The 18,158-nt window shown below is 52.3% G+C and carries 19 protein-coding genes and 1 riboswitch; all 19 genes read right to left on the bottom strand.

Features of this window, described 5'->3' with window-relative positions:
* Positions 1 to 23: 23 nt before the first annotated feature.
* Positions 24 to 845: an energy-coupling factor ABC transporter ATP-binding protein gene (locus tag J5W02_RS00550; RefSeq protein WP_219938504.1), complete on the bottom strand. Its 822-nt coding sequence runs from the start codon at positions 843 to 845 to the stop codon at positions 24 to 26.
* Entirely contained in the window at positions 846 to 1,640 is a 795-nt protein-coding gene (gene cbiQ / locus J5W02_RS00545) for a cobalt ECF transporter T component CbiQ (protein WP_219938503.1), read from the bottom strand. It lies immediately after the preceding gene.
* Positions 1,624 to 2,982 carry a cobyrinate a,c-diamide synthase gene (locus J5W02_RS00540; RefSeq protein WP_219938502.1) on the bottom strand — a complete coding sequence of 453 codons (1,359 nt, stop codon included), beginning with the start codon at positions 2,980 to 2,982 and terminating at the stop codon, positions 1,624 to 1,626. The genes cbiQ and J5W02_RS00540 overlap by 17 nt, the downstream gene beginning before the upstream one ends.
* On the bottom strand, positions 2,979 to 4,997 hold the full coding sequence (cobK, locus tag J5W02_RS00535) for a precorrin-6A reductase (RefSeq protein WP_219938501.1): 2,019 nt from the start codon (positions 4,995 to 4,997) through the stop codon (positions 2,979 to 2,981). The genes J5W02_RS00540 and cobK overlap by 4 nt, the downstream gene beginning before the upstream one ends.
* Entirely contained in the window at positions 4,994 to 5,725 is a 732-nt protein-coding gene (gene cobJ / locus J5W02_RS00530) for a precorrin-3B C(17)-methyltransferase (protein ID WP_219938500.1), read from the bottom strand. Before cobJ ends, cobK begins: the two co-directional genes overlap by 4 nt.
* A complete protein-coding gene (locus J5W02_RS00525; protein WP_219938499.1) occupies positions 5,715 to 6,770 on the bottom strand; it encodes a cobalt-precorrin 5A hydrolase in 1,056 nt (351 codons plus the stop codon). The genes cobJ and J5W02_RS00525 overlap by 11 nt, the downstream gene beginning before the upstream one ends.
* Positions 6,767 to 7,525 carry a precorrin-4 C(11)-methyltransferase gene (gene cobM / locus J5W02_RS00520; RefSeq protein WP_219938498.1) on the bottom strand — a complete coding sequence of 253 codons (759 nt, stop codon included), beginning with the start codon at positions 7,523 to 7,525 and terminating at the stop codon, positions 6,767 to 6,769. Before cobM ends, J5W02_RS00525 begins: the two co-directional genes overlap by 4 nt.
* Entirely contained in the window at positions 7,522 to 8,643 is a 1,122-nt protein-coding gene (gene cbiD, locus J5W02_RS00515; RefSeq protein WP_219938497.1) for a cobalt-precorrin-5B (C(1))-methyltransferase CbiD, read from the bottom strand. The genes cobM and cbiD overlap by 4 nt, the downstream gene beginning before the upstream one ends.
* A 2-nt stretch (positions 8,644 to 8,645) precedes the next feature.
* Positions 8,646 to 9,281, bottom strand: coding sequence for a precorrin-8X methylmutase (locus J5W02_RS00510; RefSeq protein ID WP_219938496.1), 636 nt, complete (start codon positions 9,279 to 9,281; stop codon positions 8,646 to 8,648).
* Positions 9,278 to 10,318, bottom strand: coding sequence for a pyridoxal phosphate-dependent aminotransferase (locus tag J5W02_RS00505; protein ID WP_219938495.1), 1,041 nt, complete (start codon positions 10,316 to 10,318; stop codon positions 9,278 to 9,280). Before J5W02_RS00505 ends, J5W02_RS00510 begins: the two co-directional genes overlap by 4 nt.
* A gap of 9 nt (positions 10,319 to 10,327) precedes the next feature.
* On the bottom strand, positions 10,328 to 11,317 hold the full coding sequence (gene cbiB / locus J5W02_RS00500) for an adenosylcobinamide-phosphate synthase CbiB (RefSeq protein WP_219964405.1): 990 nt from the start codon (positions 11,315 to 11,317) through the stop codon (positions 10,328 to 10,330).
* A gap of 11 nt (positions 11,318 to 11,328) precedes the next feature.
* Entirely contained in the window at positions 11,329 to 11,940 is a 612-nt protein-coding gene (locus J5W02_RS00495) for a histidine phosphatase family protein (protein ID WP_219938494.1), read from the bottom strand.
* Positions 11,913 to 12,296 carry a bifunctional adenosylcobinamide kinase/adenosylcobinamide-phosphate guanylyltransferase gene (locus tag J5W02_RS00490; protein WP_219938493.1) on the bottom strand — a complete coding sequence of 128 codons (384 nt, stop codon included), beginning with the start codon at positions 12,294 to 12,296 and terminating at the stop codon, positions 11,913 to 11,915. The genes J5W02_RS00495 and J5W02_RS00490 overlap by 28 nt, the downstream gene beginning before the upstream one ends.
* Positions 12,297 to 12,325: 29 nt before the next feature.
* Positions 12,326 to 13,096, bottom strand: a complete 771-nt coding sequence (locus tag J5W02_RS00485; protein ID WP_219938492.1) for an adenosylcobinamide-GDP ribazoletransferase — start codon at positions 13,094 to 13,096, stop codon at positions 12,326 to 12,328.
* A 14-nt stretch (positions 13,097 to 13,110) separates the two neighbouring features.
* Entirely contained in the window at positions 13,111 to 13,653 is a 543-nt protein-coding gene (locus tag J5W02_RS00480; protein ID WP_219938491.1) for a bifunctional adenosylcobinamide kinase/adenosylcobinamide-phosphate guanylyltransferase, read from the bottom strand.
* A 63-nt stretch (positions 13,654 to 13,716) separates the two neighbouring features.
* Positions 13,717 to 14,778: a nicotinate-nucleotide--dimethylbenzimidazole phosphoribosyltransferase gene (cobT, locus tag J5W02_RS00475; protein ID WP_219938490.1), complete on the bottom strand. Its 1,062-nt coding sequence runs from the start codon at positions 14,776 to 14,778 to the stop codon at positions 13,717 to 13,719.
* Complete coding sequence (locus tag J5W02_RS00470) at positions 14,744 to 16,279, bottom strand: cobyric acid synthase (protein WP_219938489.1); 1,536 nt, start codon at positions 16,277 to 16,279, stop codon at positions 14,744 to 14,746. Before J5W02_RS00470 ends, cobT begins: the two co-directional genes overlap by 35 nt.
* Positions 16,280 to 16,371: 92 nt before the next feature.
* A riboswitch (cobalamin riboswitch) is annotated at positions 16,372 to 16,563 on the bottom strand.
* 71 nt (positions 16,564 to 16,634) lie between these two features.
* A complete protein-coding gene (locus J5W02_RS00465) occupies positions 16,635 to 17,156 on the bottom strand; it encodes a putative immunity protein (protein ID WP_219938488.1) in 522 nt (173 codons plus the stop codon).
* Between the two features lie 167 nt (positions 17,157 to 17,323).
* Positions 17,324 to 18,088, bottom strand: coding sequence for a response regulator transcription factor (locus tag J5W02_RS00460; RefSeq protein WP_219938486.1), 765 nt, complete (start codon positions 18,086 to 18,088; stop codon positions 17,324 to 17,326).
* Between the last annotated feature and the right edge of the window lie 70 nt (positions 18,089 to 18,158).

The raw sequence follows: 18,158 nt of genomic DNA, 5'->3' as shown, positions 1-18,158 counted from the left end.
ATTCAACCCTCTCTTTTCCTTATTTATAAGAGCGAAGCAAAATCGGAGATTCTTTTGGGGCACTCCTTTACTTCGCTGATTTTCCCCTTTGCGTACAGCAGGTCGTAAAGCTGCATCAGAACAGGTTTTTTCAGGTTTGCTTTCCGCAGAAGCGCTTCGTTGCGGAAAATATCCTCCACCGACCCGTCGCCGATTAGTTCTCCGCCGCAGAACACCAGAACCCGCTGGGCAAAACGGTAGGCAAAGTCCACGTCGTGCGTGGAAAGCAAAACGGTTTTTCCCTGCTGCTCCATCTTGTCCAGTACTTCCTCCAAAATTTCCGCGTTGACCGGGTCCAAGGAAGCGGTGGGCTCGTCAAACACCATGACTTCACAATTCATTGCCAGAATATCGGCAATGCTGACCCTTTTCTTTTCGCCGCCGCTCAGATAGTGGGGCGGCCGCATGACGCAGTCTTCCAGTTTCATTTCCCTGATGGCACTGAGTGTTCTTTCCTCCACCTCTGTTCTGGGCAGCTTCATATTCAGCGGCCCGAAGGCAACCTCCGCCTTTACGGTGGAGGCGATGATCTGGCTGTCCGCGTCCTGAAAGACGATCCCCACGTTCCGGCGCAGCTGATTGATGTTTTTCCTGCCGACCGTTTCGCCGCGGTAACGGATTTCCCCGCCCGAAGGTTCCCTGACCCCGTTCAGGTTCAGGAAAAAAGTAGTTTTTCCCGCCCCGTTTGCCCCAAGAACGGCAATTTTTTCCTGTTTATAAATGGCAAGGCAAATATCCTTCAGCGCATTGTGATTGTTGTCATAGGCAAACGAAAGATGGTCTACCTCCAGAATTTTTTCTTTCATTCAACCCCTCCTCCACACAAGACAGAAAGCACCTGCAAGAATTGCAAGATACAGTCCGCCGTACAGCAGCTGTTTGGCTGTGAGCGGCCTTTTTTCTTCCCAGAACAGAGCGTTTCCTTCGTAGCCTCTCGCCTCCATTGCGTCGTAATATGTTTCGGCCTTCTTCATGGACATAATCAGAAGATTTGCCAGCTCTCCGCTGAAGGTTCGCAGGGACGTTGTCAGGTCGCAGTACCCCAGCCTTGACCCGGCGGCGTCCTTTTGGCGCTGATTGGTTTCAGACAGGATGAAAATGTAGCGGTAAATCAGATGCATTAACTCCAAAATCAGAACCGGCACACGGATTTTTCTGAAAACGGAAATGATTTCCCCCATCGGGGTGGACAGCGTCATCAGAAACAGCGCGCTTACCGCCGAAAATGCCTTCAGGGTCACATGAAGCCCCAAACTCAGGCTGCTTTCGGTAATAAACAGATTCGTCCAAAAAAAACCAGTGCGGAACAGGCTGCCGTCCCCGCTGCCAAACTGAACCACAATCGCCGCGCCACCCAGCAGAATAAAGGCTGCGGGAACTTTCATCAATCGAAAATAATCCCTTCCGGGGATTTTTCCTACGCCCACACTGAGAAACATCATAAAAAACAGAGTCACAGCAGAAATGCCGACGGAATCAGCGGCAATGACCGTCACCAGCGCCCCCACGGAAAAAACGACTTTATAAACCGTATTCCATTCTCCCAGGGCGGAAAGATAGGAATAGCAGTCCGTTGTGATCTGTTCATGATTTCTGTGCATATTTTCTAGCCCTCCCTAAGAAGCGAGTCACATAGTCCGGGTTTGAATAATAATACAGATGGGGGAAACCCCACCAGTGGTTTTTTCCGGCGTGAACACAGCTCCACTCCCTGCCCGACACAGGTTTTCTTGCCAGACAGGAGTCCCCGTTGTCCGTGCTGTCAAAGTAGTGAAATTCATGTCCCCGAATTTCCGTGCCCTTTGGCAGGAACGTTTCCGCTTCCGTATGGATACCGATATACCCGAAACGAACCAGCTTTCCCGTATAGCGGCAATTTCCTTTCACTGCTCCCGCCATGGAAAAGCTCTTCCCCTCCTGATTTTCCATTGCCTCGTGCAGGTACAAAAAACCGCCGCACTCCGCAATGGAGGGCATATGTTTGACGGCTTCTTTCACGCTTTGCCGCATTCCCACGTTTTGTTCCAGCTGCTCCGCGTACAGCTCGGGGTACCCTCCGCCCAGAATCAGCCCGTGCAGTTGCTCAGGGAGTTTTTTATCCCGCAGCGGCGAAAAAGGAATCAGCTCCGCCCCGGCTTTTTTGAGCAGGCGCAGATTATCTTCATAATAGAAGCAGAAGGCTTCATCCATGGCAATTCCAATCCGTACCCCGGGAACTTCCACCGGGACAGGCACCGCGACGGCTTCGAGCTCCTCCGCCCGCGACGCAATCGCCAGAAGCTTTTCCAGATCAACGGCTGCCTGAAAGGCTTCCGCCGTTTTTTTCAGCTGACCGCGAAGCCCCTGTATTTCTTCCGGCATTTGCAGGCCGAGGTGGCGGCTTTCAAGTTTTATTTCCGTTTGAACAGGGAAGTACCCCAGTACCGGAATCCCGGTTTGCGTTTCAATTTCCGGTTTTATCAGATCGTAAAACATTTTTCCGGTACGGTTCAAGATGACGCCCTGAATCAGGTGGGCGGTGTCATACTGTAAGAACCCGGCAATCAGGGGGATGACCGACCGGCCCATCCCGTGGGCATCGACCGTCAGAATCACCGGCGTCTTCGTGACCTTTGCCAGATGGTAAGAGGAAGCTTCTTCCCGGATGCCGCCCAGACCATCGTAAAGTCCCATGACACCCTCGATTACGGAAATGTCTTTGCCCGAGGCATCCTCAAGAAACAGGAATTTTGTCGTGTTCTCATCGGTAAAAAAGCAATCCAGATTTCGGGAGGGAACGCCGAGTACTTTCCGGTGAAACATGGGGTCGATAAAATCCGGACCGCATTTAAACGCGGCCGTCTTTTTCCCGCTGTCCTGCAGAGCCTGTAACAGCGAACAGGTAATCAGCGTTTTTCCGCTGCCGCTGCTGACCGCCGCAATCATGATTCTGGGTGCTTTCATTCGTCTTTTTCCCCGTTTCCCTCAAAAGTAAATGAAATGATAAAAACCGGATTTTCCGCGCGCATCAGATGATACCTGCCCGCCGTCTCCGCCCTGCCGACTTGAATCTGAACAATTTCTTCCTGTTCCACAGGCAGGGTTTTCAGCAATCCGGTGATCTCGCCGAGGGTTTCCAGCGTAACGGCGTTTACCACCACGCGGAGCTGCGGATTTTTCCGATAAAGCGCCGCAAGGATTTCCTTCATGTTGCCACCGGTGCCGCCCAAAAACGCGTGAGTCGGGGCGGGAAGCCCCTCAAACGCCGATGGTGCTTCGCCCTCAACCACCGTCAAATTGGTCAGGCCAAATTTCGCCCGATTTTGCTCCGTGAGCAATACTGCTTCCTTCTTCTTTTCAATGGCATATACCTGTACCCGGTCGGATAGTGCCGCGCATTCGACCGCGACGGAACCCGTGCCGCTTCCGATGTCATAAAGCACAGCGTCCCGGGTAAGGCGGAGCTTACAGACGGAAACCTCGCGCACTTCCTCCTTTGTCATCGGTACCCGATCTCTAAGGAAATCACTGTCCGGGAATCCGTGAGTCAGCCGCTGTTTCCCTGCCTGCGGGTTTTCAATCAGGCAAACATAAAGCCCGTCCTTTTCAAGCGCCGCGCAGTCCGCCGGATTTAGGCGCAGAATTTCTTCCTCCGGATAGGAGAGCTGATAGCCCGCTGTGATTCGGATATTTTCCATCCCATGAAACAGAGCGCCAAGCGCTTTCATATCCACAAGGCCGGACACAAGCAAAAACGTTTTGGGGTTCGTCCGCACCGCATCGGCCACATTGGCGCTTCTTCCGTGAATGCTTACAATTTCTGCGTCGTGCCAGCTGATTCCCAGCTTTGCGGCAAGGCAGGATACGCTGGAAATTCCGGGCAGAAGCTCCACCTGTGCGCTGATGGCACCTTTCCCGATTTCTTTTTGCAGGGTGGCGTAGAGTTTTTGCGCTCCGCTGTAAAAACCGGTATCACCGGAAAAAAGGACAGCTGCCTTTTTCACCGCTTTTTCTTTCAGATACGGTAAAATCTCCTCCGCGAGGTAACAGGGTACTTTTTCCGCCGGGCCCGGAATTTTCGCCAGAAGCCTTCGCGCGCCAAAGAGGAGCTCCGCCCCCTGTATTTTTCGTTCCGCTTCCTTTGTCAGCATGGCGGGGTTCCCCATTCCCACACCGATCAGGGCAATCTGCATCCGGTTATCCTGCCGCAATTTTTTCCCAGTCAGGTCTTCCAGCTTTGCGCATACTGCCTCAAAGGAATCTCCCTGCTCGTTTTCTGGATTGCCGATTACCAGCACCTTTGTTCCGGTGCTGCGGGCGGCCTGTATTTTTTCCGGAAAACCGCCGTTTCCCCCGCTTTCCTTTGTCACCATACAACGGATATCGTACTGCCGGAGCATGGCTTCATTCATTTCTACCGAAAAAGGCCCCTGCATGGCAAGAATGTGCTTTCCCTCAATCCCGTTTTCATAGCAGAGGGAAAGGCTCTCTAGGGAGGGCAAAACTCTTGCGTATAGACGGGGAAGAAGCTCTTTTTTTTCGCTATATGCAGCTAAATCCTTGCTGCCGGTGGTCAGCAGGATATTGCCCGGTATCTCTTTTAAGGCCTCTGCACAATTTTCATGCGTGGGGAACCGGAAAATGTTTTTTTCGCCTGACGGAAGATATTCCGTATCCCGCTGTAAGCGCAGAAGGGGAATCGGGCTTTCCGCCATACTGCTTCTGATATTTTCGGAAACGGCGGTCGCAAAGGGATGGGTGGCGTCCACCACCGCCAGAAAATCCCCCGAGCTGAGAAAGCTCCTCATCTCCTCCGGCGTCATTCTGCCCTGATGAACGGTCAGCCCCGCCCTTTTTTCCATCACCAGTTCCCCGTATTGCGTGGCCACACAGACCGTACACTCTAACCCGTTTGCGCACAGCAGCTCCGCGAGCCGACGGCCCTCCGTCGTTCCCGAAAAAATCAGTATCTGTTTCATAGGCGATACCCTCTTTTGGTTACCAGTTTTCCATCCTCCAGCTGAGTCTGGGAATTACCGATAAACACCGTTGTAAACATATTGACCTGCCTGTCGCGCAGTTCCTTTAAAGTGCAGGTAACCGCTCGGGTTCCCTCCCGACCGATATTTTCCACATACCCGCAGGCCCGGCTTTCTTCCAGCCGCTCCAGCAGGATGTCACACGCTTTTTGCAGGTAATCCGCTCTCTTTTTACTGGAAGGATTATAGAGTGCAATGCAGAAATCACCCTGCGCCGCCGCGCGCAGCCTGTTTTCAATCTGTTCCCACGGGGTTAATAAATCGCTCAGGCTAATCACGCAGTAGTCATGATTCAGCGGAGCTCCAAGGCAGGCGGCGCCGCTGTTGGCGGCGGTGATTCCGGGAATGACGGTAAGCTCACAGTCCGGGTAGTCCTTCCCGATTTCATACATCAGCGAAGCCAGCCCGTAGACACCGGCGTCCCCGCTGCAAATCAGCGCCACTGTCTTTCCTTTCAGCGCTTCCTCAAAGCACATACGGCAGCGCTTTTCCTCCTGCGTCATCGGTGTGGACAGCCGTTCTTTTCCCTGAAAACGATTTTCCAGCAGGTTCAGGTACACCGGGTACCCGACGATGACGTCGCTTGCTTCCAGCGCATGTACCGCCTGAAAGGTCATCATTTCTTCCTTGCCCGGCCCCATTCCCACAATATAAATTTTATATTTCATTAAAACTTACACTCCATTTTTTCTCCGCTATGGCGACTGTGATTCCATTTTCAGCATATTTTCGGATAATCAGCTTTCCGCTTTCCCCGCTGGCCGCCACCGCCGCGCGCTCGCAGACGTTGTCCACGCCCAACTGCTCCTCTACAAAAGCGGAGGAGGAAAAATCGCCGCTGATTTGGTTTAAGCTGTCCGCGGAATAAGTCAGGAAAGGAAGGCGGTGCTTCTTTGCAAATTCCAGCAAACCCGGCTCGTCCTTTTTCCGGTCAACCGACGTAACGGCCGCCAGAGCTTCCCACCTAATTCCGGCATTTCTAAGCTGTTTTTCCGCTGCTTCTTCTATTTCTGAAAAAGGTTTGCCTCGTTTGCAGCCGATTCCAATCACATAAGCTTTGGGACAAAGCTGCAAATCCGCTTTTTCGGCATCACCCGTAAAAGGAGAAACTATGACTGATGCTTTGCCGTCCACCGGATAAGGAACTTGCGTCAGTTCCTCCGGCCAGCTTCCCGAGCAAGTCCCAGCGACAGCCATGGTGACGGTTTTTCCTGCAAGAAGCGAAGAAGAAACGATTTCTATTCCGCTCCGGTTACAGACAGACAGCTTGTTTTTGCGGGCAAAGGCGTCCGCCGCGAACAAGCCGTTCACGTCGGTGGCGGTTGTGATGACCGGAACCGCCCCGGTCATTTGCGCAATCCTTTCAGCCAGCTCATTTGCGCCCCCGAAATGCCCGGACAGCAGCGGAATCACAAACCGGCACGCTTCATCCATGACCAATACGGGGGAGTCCTCCAGCTTATCCTTGACACTGGGCGCGATCCCACGCACGGCAATGCCACAGGCTCCGATAAAGAGCAGGGCGCTGTGCGCCTGAAACTGTCCCCCCGCCCACCGGGAAAGATTTTGTTCCACATACACGGCTTTCAGGCTGTCAGGCAGACCCCTGTGCTTGGTATAAACGGCAGTTTCCATTTCCTGTTGAAGCTTTTCCCCTACGGATTGCGCCAGCGCGGCACCTTTCGCGGTAAAGCTGATGATACTGATTTTCATTCCCGTTTCCCTCGAAATTCCGTCTCAAAATCCGGCGCGTATAATCTGGAACGCTGGTAATTCTGATGCGCAACGGCGTCCCCAACCAAAATCAGCGCTGTTTTCGTAATCCGGTGGGCTTTTGCCGTTTCTTCCAGAGTTTCTACGGTACAGACAAAGGCTTTTTCGTCCGGCCAGGTGGCTTTATAGACAATGGCCGCGGGCGTTTCGGGCAGGTAACCGCCTTTTTGCAGCCGCCTGCTTAATTCTTTCAGCATCCCGGCGCTGAGATATATTGCCATGGACGTCCCATGAGAAGCAAGGCTTTCAATACTCTCCCGCTCGGGTACTGGGGTCTTTCCCTCCATACGGGTAATAATCAGGCTTTGGGAGATGCCCGGCAGGGTGTATTCCAGATTGAGCGACGCGGCCGCGCCGAAACATGCGCTGACTCCCGGACAGCTTTCATAGGAAATCCCCAGCGAATCCAGAACGTCCATCTGTTCCCGCACAGCCCCGTAAACACTGGGGTCGCCCGTGTGGAGGCGAACTGTGGTCTTTCCGGCTTCTTCCGACCGGCGCATGACTTCTACAACCTCTTCCAGCGTCATTTCCGCGCTGTTATAAGCCACGCAGTGATCGCCTGTATATTTTAAAAGCTCCGGATTGACCAGCGAACCCGCATAGATCACGACATCCGCTGTTTCCAGCAGCCGTTTTCCCCTTACGGTGATTAAATCGACCGCCCCGGTTCCGGCTCCTACAAAATAGATCATTCCTTTTCACCCGTTTCCTTTATGATTTGCAGCAGTTCCTCTGCTCCGTCACTTTTTGCCAGTTCCCCGAATTCGTTGGAGTATAAAATGCATTCGATCCGAAGTCTTCCGGCGGCTCGTTTATTGAGGTAAAAACAGATTTTTTCCAGAAGGATATCCATCGTTTTTTCCTGTTTCCCATTGGCCTCCAGTATTCTGAGCGCTTCCTCCGTGGTGACACAGTCAAGGATTTTTCCTGCGGTCGCTGCGGAAATTCCCGCCCGGATTCCAGCGGCCGCCATCAGCTCCATCCGGCAGTCCCCTTCTTTGGAGTGGGTGTTCATGATCCCGCCGGAAAGCTTCACCAGCTTTCCGATATGCCCGGTCAGAAGCATTGCGGTAAATCCCGCCTCTGCCGCCATATCAATGGCATCCCCTATAAAATTACTGCACTTCACGCTTCGGTCAAGGTCATATCCGTAAACATTCTTCATAAACGCCTGACCGTAGTTTCCCGGGGTTACCGCCGCTACGCGGTACCCTTCTTCCTTCTTTACATTCAGCTCCACCCGGATAGTGTCGAGCAGCGCCTGACTGCTCATCGGCTCTACAATCCCCGTGGTGCCGAGAATCGAAATTCCGCCGGTGATGCCCAGTCGGGGGTTAAACGTCTTTTCCGCCAGCCGCTCTCCGTCCGGGACGGAAATTTCCACCCGCAGGCTCCCCCGGTAATCGGTCAGGCGGCAGACTTCGGTTACTTCCTTTTCAATCATTTCCCTTGGCACATGGTTGATGGCGGCGCTGCCGACCGGCTGGTCAAGTCCGCGTTTGGTCACTCTGCCGACTCCCTGTCCCCCATCAATCGTAATCCGGTTTTCCTCCGGGGTTTCATCACTGAAAGAAACACAGGCAAAAATCAGCGCTCCGGTGGTCATATCCGGGTCGTCGCCGCCGTCTTTTCTGACCGCGCAGGAAACCGTGGATTCCTGACGGATGATCTCCTCTACTTCCACCTTGTAGGGAATCCCTTTCGGGGTATCAATCGTGATGGTCTTTTTCTCTTTCCCGGTTAAAAGCATGTAGGCCGCTGCTTTGGCCGCTGCCGCCGCGCAGCTCCCGGTCGTAAATCCGTACCGCATAACTATCTCCCAAGCTCATAGAGAATCGCGTTGCAGACCGCCGCCGCCACGTTGCTGCCGCCTTTCCTGCCGCGGTTCACAATATAAGGTACCTCTGTCGTTAAAATCAATTCTTTAGCCGCTTCCACGTTGACAAATCCCACGGGTACCCCGATGATGAACGCCGGTCGGAAAGATTTGGCGGTGATCATTTCATAAAGCTGAATCAGCGCTGTGGGCGCATTTCCTACGGCAAAGATCACCGGCTTTTCGATTTTGGCCGCCATTTCCATACTGACCGCCGCCCGGGTCGTGCGGTGCTGTCTTGCCAGTTCGGCAACCTCTTTGTCAGCCATAAAGCAATGGGCCGCGCCGCCGTAACGGGCCAGCACGGTTTTGTTGATCCCGGCAAGCCCCATATTGGTATCCGTTACAATATCCGCGCCGTTTCGAAGCAGTTCTTTTGCTTTTTCCACCGCTCCCTCTGAAAATGTAAGCGTCTGTGCGTACTCAAAGTCAGCGCTGGTGTGGATGACGCGTTTTATCACCATTTCCTGCTCCGGTTTTAAGGAAATGCCGCGCTCCCCCAGCTCTTTTGAAATGATTTCAAAGCTGCGCTTCTCAATTTCTTCCGGCAATATAAATTCTATGTTGTTCAATGTTTTTCCCTCATCAGTTCCTCCACCGCGCGGATCAGTGCTTCGTTCTCCCCGTGGTTTTTTACCGCAACGCGGTAGTATCCTTTTTGCAGCCCTCTGTAGCTGCCGCAGTCACGGACAAGAATTTCTTTTCTTAACAGGAAATGATAAAAATCCAGATCCGTATTGAGCAGCAGATAATCCGCCGCCGACGGATGCACCCGGATCCCCAGCCGCTTTAGCTCAGCGGTAAGACATTCCCGCTCCGTTTTTACATACCCGGCGGTTTTTTCCACATATTCTTTTTCCAAACACGCCGCAGTCCCGGCAGCCTGAGCGAAAACAGAAAGATTCCACTCCGGCAGCTGATTTTCTATTTTCTCCTTCAGCTCCCGGTCGCCGCAGAAGAGATAGCCCAGCCTGACCCCGGGAATGGCAAAGATTTTAGTAAACGCGCGAACCACCAGAATATTTGGGTAGTCTGTGATTCTGTTTTTATAGGAAAGACGCTCTTCCTCCCCGGTAAATTCCAGAAAGCATTCGTCCAGCACCACCGTAATCTTTTTTTCAAGGCAGACCCGCGCGACTTTTTCCAGCAATGCGCTGTCGACCAGATTTCCGACCGGATTGTTGGGGTTGGCCAGAAACAGCAGATCCGTTTCTTCGGTCAGTTCCTTCAGAATTCCCTCATTCAGAGCGAAACCCGCGCATTCCTGCATTTCGTAATAGTATATTTGCGCGTTCGACGCGGATGCCGCTTTTTCATACCCGAAAAAAGAAGGAACCGGGATGACAATCCGTTTTGGCTGCACGGCATGAATAACGGCAAGAAACAATTCCGAAGCGCCGTTCCCAAAAAGGATGTGTTCTTTTTCAACCCCCGTCATTTTGGAAACGCTGTCCGTCAGTTCCTGTGCGCGGATATCCGGATACTGCTCACAGTGCCCGACCGCTTCGTGCAGCGCGGACTTTACGGAATCAGGAATTCCGAGGGGGTTACTATTGACAGAAAAATCGATACGGACTTGATTCCGATAAATGTCGCCGCCGTGAACCATAAATTCCTCCTATTGTAAAAAGAAAAGTTGAATGAGACATAAAAGCAGCAGGCAGACGCCTTCGCACAGACCCGCTGTCAGATACAGCAGGCGGTTGACCCGCACAATATCCTCATACTCCACCGGCCTGAGCGCATCTCCCAGAAAGGGCTTTTTGACCAGCTTGCCGAAATAGCAGGCGTCCCCCGCAAGTCGGATGCCCAGCGCCCCGGCACAGGTGGCTTCCGTGTGGGCGGAGTTGGGGCTTTTGTGCTTTCGTCTGTCCCGCCTGTAAATTCTCCACGCATTCTTTGAGTCGCAATCCTTACCGGCAAGGGTACAAGCGGCGGTCATCAGCACCGCGCTGATTCTTGCGGGCAGAAAATTCACCGCGTCGTCCAGCTTGGCGGCGGCTCTGCCAAAGTACAAATACCGGTCGTTTTGATACCCGACCATGGAATCCATGGTGTTGACCGCCTTATAGAAAAAGCCCAGTACCGGCCCGCCAAGGGCAAGATAAAGCATCGGCGCGATCACCCCGTCGGAGGTGTTTTCCGCCACCGTTTCAATCGCAGCTTTGGCTACTCCGGTTTCGTCCAGCACCGCGGTGTCGCGCCCCACAATCATGGAAACCGCGCGTCTGGCGCCCGGAAGATCGTTTTCCCTCAGCTTTTCGTAAACCTTCATGCTTTCCTGCCTGAGGCATTTTGTTGCAAGCGCCTGATAGGTCATGATACTTTCCACAGCCGTCCCCAAAATGGTGGAAAACCGGTAAGCAAAATACAGAATCACCGCCGCTGCCGTCACGGTAAACAGCAAAACCAAAGCGGTCAGTAAGATTCCCAGTCGAAATTCTTTTTTGCTGTCCCGTTCTCTTCCGTCAACATCGCCCAAAAGAGCACGGTCCAGTCCGGCAATCAGCTTACCGATCAGCCGAACCGGGTGGGGCAGCCAGTGCGGGTCGCCGAAGATCAGATCCAGAACGAACCCCACAAAAAACGCTGTAATATGATAAACCATTGTTCCATCCTCTATAATTTTCTCAAAAGCTCCAATGCGGGAACGTCCGTCAGGGTCAACCGGCAAAGGACACCTTCTCCGTTTTTACACTGATAATCAAAGTAATTTCCTCCGCAGAAAGTGCTTAACAGCGCCATCATGCTCCCACCGTGAACAACAGCGGCAACCGCGTTGGGGGCGGCCGCCCTTTTTGCGAGTTCCTTCGCCGCCTTTTCCAGCCCGCGCCGGTTTCTGGCAATGAAGTTTTCCCTGCTCTCCCCGCCGGGAAAGGGAAGCTCTCCGTTGCTGTCCAGCCACGCTTGATACTCCGCGTTTCCGCTCAGTTCCCGGTAATTTTTCCCTTCAAAGCGCCCGAAGTCTATTTCCTGCCATTCTTCAATTACAAAAGGGTTCGCACAGTCATAAACAAGCCCGGCGGTCTGTATGCAGCGTTTCATAGGGCTTGAAAACACGATTTCGGCGGGCGGATATTTTCCGGACTGCCTGTTTTGCAGCAGCTTTTCCCTTCCCGCGGCGGACAAATCCTCTTCGGTACGGCCAAGATATCTGCCCAGCGCGTTGGAAGGAGTTTCCCCGTGCCGGATCAGGATTAGCATTATTTGATTTTCTGCCCGATTCCACATAGAATCCGCTCCACCCTCTCCGCTTTTTCCGCCAAATTGCAAAGGAGCCTTCCCAGCCGTTCCCGGTATTCCCGTTTCTGTGCGTCCGCAGGGACAATCCCGTTTCCGACTTCGTCGCTGATGATAATCAACCCGGGATTTTCAATCAGAATTTTCCGAATAAATTCCTCGGGATTTTTCCCTTCCAGCAAAAAATTCTTTACAAGAATATGAAAATGGTTAATGACCGCGGCCTCCGTTAAGGAGCAGCCCGGCACAGTTTCGGCGGCGTCGTACACTTTGCTGATCGGAATCCCCGTCTTGTTCAGAACATAATTTAATTTTCCCTGTGCGTATCCTCCGATATATAATTCCATATTCTGCCCCTTTCCATCAAGTCCCTGTGTTACACCAGCCCGGCAATACAGCAGATTGCCGTGGCCACTACGGTGACCCCTTCACAGACCGTTACAAAATAACCGCAGGTGTCCCCCGTAATTCCCCCAAGCTCCCGAAAACAGCGGTGACGGTAGTAGAAAAAGGTGAGCAGCGCTCCCGCCGTCACAGCGATTCCCGTCCACAAAGACAGCCAGAGCATTGCGGCCACACAGAGTACAAGCTGAATATAGAGAGAAATTTTCACGGTTTTTTCATGAGCCTTACTGGAAAAAAGGAACAAAAGTCCTTCGTTTTTCGCGTTTGGAAAAGTCACCACGCCGATTCCGCTCAAAGTGCGGGAAAGGAAGAACCCGGTACCGACCACCGCCAGCGCCCTTGGCTGGTCAATTTCCGAATACGCTCCGAAATAAATCAGGTAATAAATTACAATCTGTATAACAGAAAACGCCCCGATGTGGGAGTCCTTCAAAATTTCCAGCTTTTTTTCGCGCGGCTGGTAGGAATGGAACGCGTCCATCGTATCCATAAAGCCGTCCACATGGAATCCCCCGGATATCAGAATCGGAATCGCCGTCCCCACCGCCGCGTACAGCACCGTTCCCAGCTCCAAAGAACGGCAGAGCGTGCCCCACAGCACGGTGAGAACGCCAATGACCGCGCCGACCCAAGGAAAAAAGCAAAGGACGTATTTCATATCCCGGTCGTCCCACTCCAGCTGAGGAACGGGTATTTTGGAATAAATGGAAAAGGAAATAATCATTGATCTTAAAACAGACATCTTTCTACTCCCATCTAAAGCAATTTTCCTTTCACCGGAACCGAAATTCCAACCACCACTTCCACCACCGAGTCTGCTATACCCGCGGCAAATGTGTTGACCCTGCCGAGCGCTTCCATATAGGCGCATGTTGTATCCTCATACCGGATGCCGTCTTCAAAGACGTTGTTGGTAACGATCACCAGATGCTCCGCCTTCTGTGCAAGGAGGCAAATCCCCCTGCACACCCGCTGTTCCACCTCTACGCCGGAACAGATTTCTTCGCCGGGAAACATTTCATTGGCGACCAGATTGGAAAGGCACTCCAAAAGTACCGTTCCTTTTCCCCGGCTCAGCCCGGTTACGGCTTTTGGGAGATCGGTCGGCTGCTCAATGGTCGTAAAGCCTTTTCCCGCCCGCAGATCACGATGTCTGTGCACCTTTTTTCTGCCCTCGTCATCGTAAATCTTCATGGTCGCCAGATAATACAAAGGGCTTTGTCCGGCCAGCGAAACCGCCGTTTTTTCCGCGTACGCGGACTTCCCGCTGCCGCTGCCGCCCGTAATCAACACCGTCATTTTTTCTCCCTGCCGCCGCACTGCGGCGCTGTTGATTGATTCCTGTAAAACGGATTTCCCGCCTTATTCAAACCGGACATACTGCTCCGTGCTGATGTCGTCAAAAGTAGTCTGATTTTCGTACACTGCAAGCGCCGTGTCCAAAAGGGTGAACATCATGACCGCGCCGGTTCCTTCCCCCAAAGCCAGTCCGGCGTCAATGACCGGGTGAACCCCAAGCTCTTCAAAAATTTTCTTTGCCGCGGGCTCCCTGCTGATATGGGATGGTATTATGTAATCTTTTACCCCTGGAACAAGGCGTTCCGCCGTGAGAGCCGCCACCGCGCTGATAACTCCGTCGATTACGACGGGAATATGGCAGATGGCCCCGCCGATAAAGACACCCGTAAGCCCGGCGATGTCGTACCCGCCGACGCTCGCCAGAATCCGCAGAGCCTCGTCTTTCTTAAAACAGTACCTGTCCAGCGCCCGGCTGACCACTTCCCGTTTATGCGCGAGCTTTTCTCTGCTCAGTCCGGCGCCCTTTCCCGTGATCTCTTCCGCATCGCATTGCAGCAGTGCCGCCGCCATTGCGCTGCTGGTGGTAGTATTGCCGATTCCCATTTCTCCGGTCGCAAGAATCCGGTAGCCCTGACGGCCGCATTTTTCCGCAATTTCCATCCCGGCCGCAATTGCCTGCAAAGCCTCTGCTTCCGACATGGCCGGCTCCTTCAGGAAATTTTTTGTTCCGCGGGCAATCTTTTTCTGAATCAGCCCCGGAATTTCCTCTTTGCGGTTGATTCCGATATCCACCGCAATGACGTCCGCCCCGGCTCTTTTGGCCATTTTGCAGACAGAGGTGTTCCCCCGAACCATGCTGGAAGCAACGACCGCCGTTACCTCCTGTCCGCACTGACTCACCTGCTCCTCTACGATGCCGTTGTCCGCGCACATCACAATCACGGCCTTTTTGCTAAGGTCAATCTGTGCCGTTCCGGTGATTGCCCCAATCTGAGCGACGATTGTTTCAAACTGCCCCAGTCCGTCCAGGGGCTTTGCAATCCCGTCCCAGATTTTTTTTACCCTTTGTCGGGCCGCTTCGTTAGGCTTGTCAATTTTCAACTTTGTCAATGCTTCTTTTGTCATAGGTTCCTCCGTTTAAAATCCGGTAAATTCCGTCCATATCCAGATGCTTTCTCAGCGTATCTGCAAGCTTGTCATATTGAGTTTCCTTAAAGGCTCCGTAATCCATCGTCAGGCCGTTTTCCACGGAAAGTCCCTTTCGCTGTGCAAGCGCACTTACCATGACGGAGGCGATTTCCCCTTCGTCAAAAATTCCGTGCACATAGGTTCCGTAAACCGTTTCCCCAGCGACTCCGTCCTCTTTGTTACGGCCGTCCAGCACATTTGTAAGCGTACACAGTGGGGAGCATCCCTCCGCCGCTTTGCTGACACCCATATGGATTTCATATCCCCTGATTTTCCTTCCGGACAATCCGGAGAAAACTCCGGAAACCTTTTCAAAGGTTCCTTCCACCCGGGTGCGAATTTTTTGGGTTTCCAGCTCGGTTTCCACGGGGAGCAGCTCCATCCCGTGCATCGTACCGCCCTCTTCCACTGCGTTAGGGTCGGAAACCGTGCACCCAAGCATCTGATACCCGCCGCAGATACCGAAAATGACACTTTCTCCGTTTCTTTTTTTAATTGCCGCTTCCAGCCCGTTCTGTCGCATCCACTTTAAGTCGCCCATTGTATTTTTGCTGCCCGGCAGAATAATCATATCCGGACGGTGCAGCTGAGAAACGGAATCCACATAGCGAACGGAAACCCCGTTGATCTGTTCAAACACGGAGAAATCAGTAAAGTTGGAAATTCGCGGAAAACGGATGACCGCAATATCGATCTGCGCCTCTTTCCTTGTGTCAAAGCGGGTTGTCAGGCTGTCTTCATCCTCCACGGAAATATCCATATAGGGAACCACCCCAATCACCGGCACGCCGCTTTTTTCTTCCAGCATAGCGATTCCCGGTTCAAGAATAAATGGATCCCCCCGGAACTTATTGATAATCAGCCCCTTTACCCTTGCCTTTTCGTGTTCCTCCAGCAGCATCAGGGTGCCGAGCAGCTGGGCAAAAACGCCGCCGCGGTCAATGTCCCCTACCAGCAGCACCGGGGAATCCAGCATATCCGCCAGCCCCATGTTGACAATATCATTTTCCTTCAGATTGATTTCCGCCGGGCTGCCCGCGCCCTCCACCACAATCACGTCAGCCTGCTTTTCCAGCTCGTGAAAAGCCTTGCGAATATCCGGTATCAGCTGTCTTTTATAAGCAAAGTAATCTTTCGCGCTCATATTGCCGATTACCTCCCCGTTGACAATCACCTGGGAACCCACGTCGTTGGTAGGCTTTAACAGGATAGGGTTCATCAGGACGGACGGCTCAATTCCTGCCGCTTCCGCCTGCATTACCTGCGCCCTGCCCATTTCCAGCCCTTCCTCCGTGATATAGGAGTTCAGCGCCATATTCTGGGATTTAAAGGGGGCGACACGGTACCCGTCCTGTTTCAGAATCCTGCACAGGCCGGCCGTAAGCAAACTTTTCCCCGCGTTCGACATCGTCCCCTGAATCATGATTACTTTCGCCATAATAAAAACACCTCCATTGCCACAAAGGCATGGAGGTATCAAAAGGCATCATCAAACTTACCTTATCTGTTCCAGACCAGTTACTCGTGGCTGTAGTTGCTCCGTTTAAGGCAGGTCTCCTGGCTGAAAGATCATCGTTTACGGCCGCCTTCCCGATTTTCATCAGTGGTTTTTTGCCGCAACTCCCTTATCACAGTGACGAGTTCGTACAGGACTTGCACCTGTTTCCCTTTTCATCAGAACAAAGCTTTCGCTTGTCTGACACCTTAACTGCATTCAATTTTATTACACTGATTATAATATAATTTTCATCATTTTACCAGCATTATTTTAATTTGCGCCCGGCGGGTTCTCGTCAGCATTTCCAAGCGATTTTCGCCGGGTTTGGCTCGTTCTCCACGGCAACGGCACGCAGTGCGGCTTCCATACGTCCGCACTCTTCGGCGGCGCACTGCTCGATTTGTTCCCACGGCGCGTCGGTTCCAAGTCGGTCATAAGCGACCGCTAACGCTCCATAAAATGCAAGCCCGATACAGTGCCTTGCCGAGTGGATGGTCGACGCACATTGGCCGATTGTCCTCGCCGAAGCCTGCGCAACAGGATTTCCTTCCGCTTCGCGGGCAGCCGAATGGCACTCAAGAATTGCGGCCTTTGCCTGCGGCAGTTTGATTGCACCCGACAGCCACTCTCTGGCGGCGTTTAAAGCGTTTTGCGGACGCAGATCATCCGAATTGAACTTGCTCCAAAGCGGCAGTATCACCCGCTCGGCATAATCAACCGCCCAATGCGCAAGCGTTACCTTGCTCTGAGTTTCAATGATTTTCATAAGCGATTGGCTATACGGTGCCTCCCAGTCGCTTAGCATCTTTCTTTTCATACGTCTCCTCCAATCAAGAGTGATTCACGTTTCACCGCACCATTTTGCAATCCTGCAAAGTCCCTGTCTGCTGGGCGTTTGTCCACGGTTAAAATAAGAATTTTTATAAATTTCTGCCTCAAGAGGTAGTCTTAACATAAGAACCCGCAGGCGTTGGCGGCAGATGATTACTTATAGATAGCGTTGCGGTATTCGTTGGGTGACATCTGCTTAATCTTTTTAAAAACCCGCGAAAAATGATTGACGTCATTGAACCCCAGCACGTCTGAAATTTCGTAAATTTTCAAGGAAGGGTTCTGCAGCAGCTCTTCCGCTTTCTTAATTCGGGTTTGATTCAGCAGGTCGCAGAAGCTCTTATTCGTATATTTGTTTAGCAACTTGCTGAGATACCACTGGCTCACATATGCTTTTTCCGCGAGCTCCGTAAGCGTTAGCTTCTCTGCATAATGAAGTTCTATGTATTTTAAAGCTTTCCGAACAATAAAGTTGTTTGCCGAGTCTGTTTCCTGCAATTCTTCCGTGGGCTCCTCTTTTGATTCCGGTATTCCTTTCTGCTGCTTTCTCAAATTTTCCGTCATGACCTGAAGCGCTTCCTCCAGCTCATTCATTTTAGAAGGCTTGAGCAGAAATCTTGTTACGCCGATATGAATTGCCCGCGTTGCATATTCAAAGTCCCGGTATCCCGTGAGCACGGTAATCTGCATGTTGGGAAATTCCCCTTTGAGCCCGGCCAGCATGGTGAGCCCGTCCATATTGGGCATTTTGATATCTGTAAACAGGATATCCGGATTATTTTCCCGAATCGCTTTTGCGCCGGATTTTGCATCCGACGCGGTGGCGACCACCCCGCAGTCATATTTCGCCCAATCGACCACTTTTTTAAGACCTTCCACAATAATATCTTCGTCATCAATAATCATTACTTTATACATACTGAATGCCTCCGAATCATTATACTGAAATTATAGCACAGAACACAGAAAAAACGGATATATTTTTCGT

The organism is Caproiciproducens faecalis (assembly GCF_019448085.1).
In the GTDB taxonomy this organism is placed as follows: Bacteria; Bacillota; Clostridia; order Oscillospirales; family Acutalibacteraceae; genus Caproiciproducens; species Caproiciproducens faecalis.
Note: the sequence above shows the minus strand (reverse complement) of the source record. Positions and strands in the feature narration are given on the sequence as shown.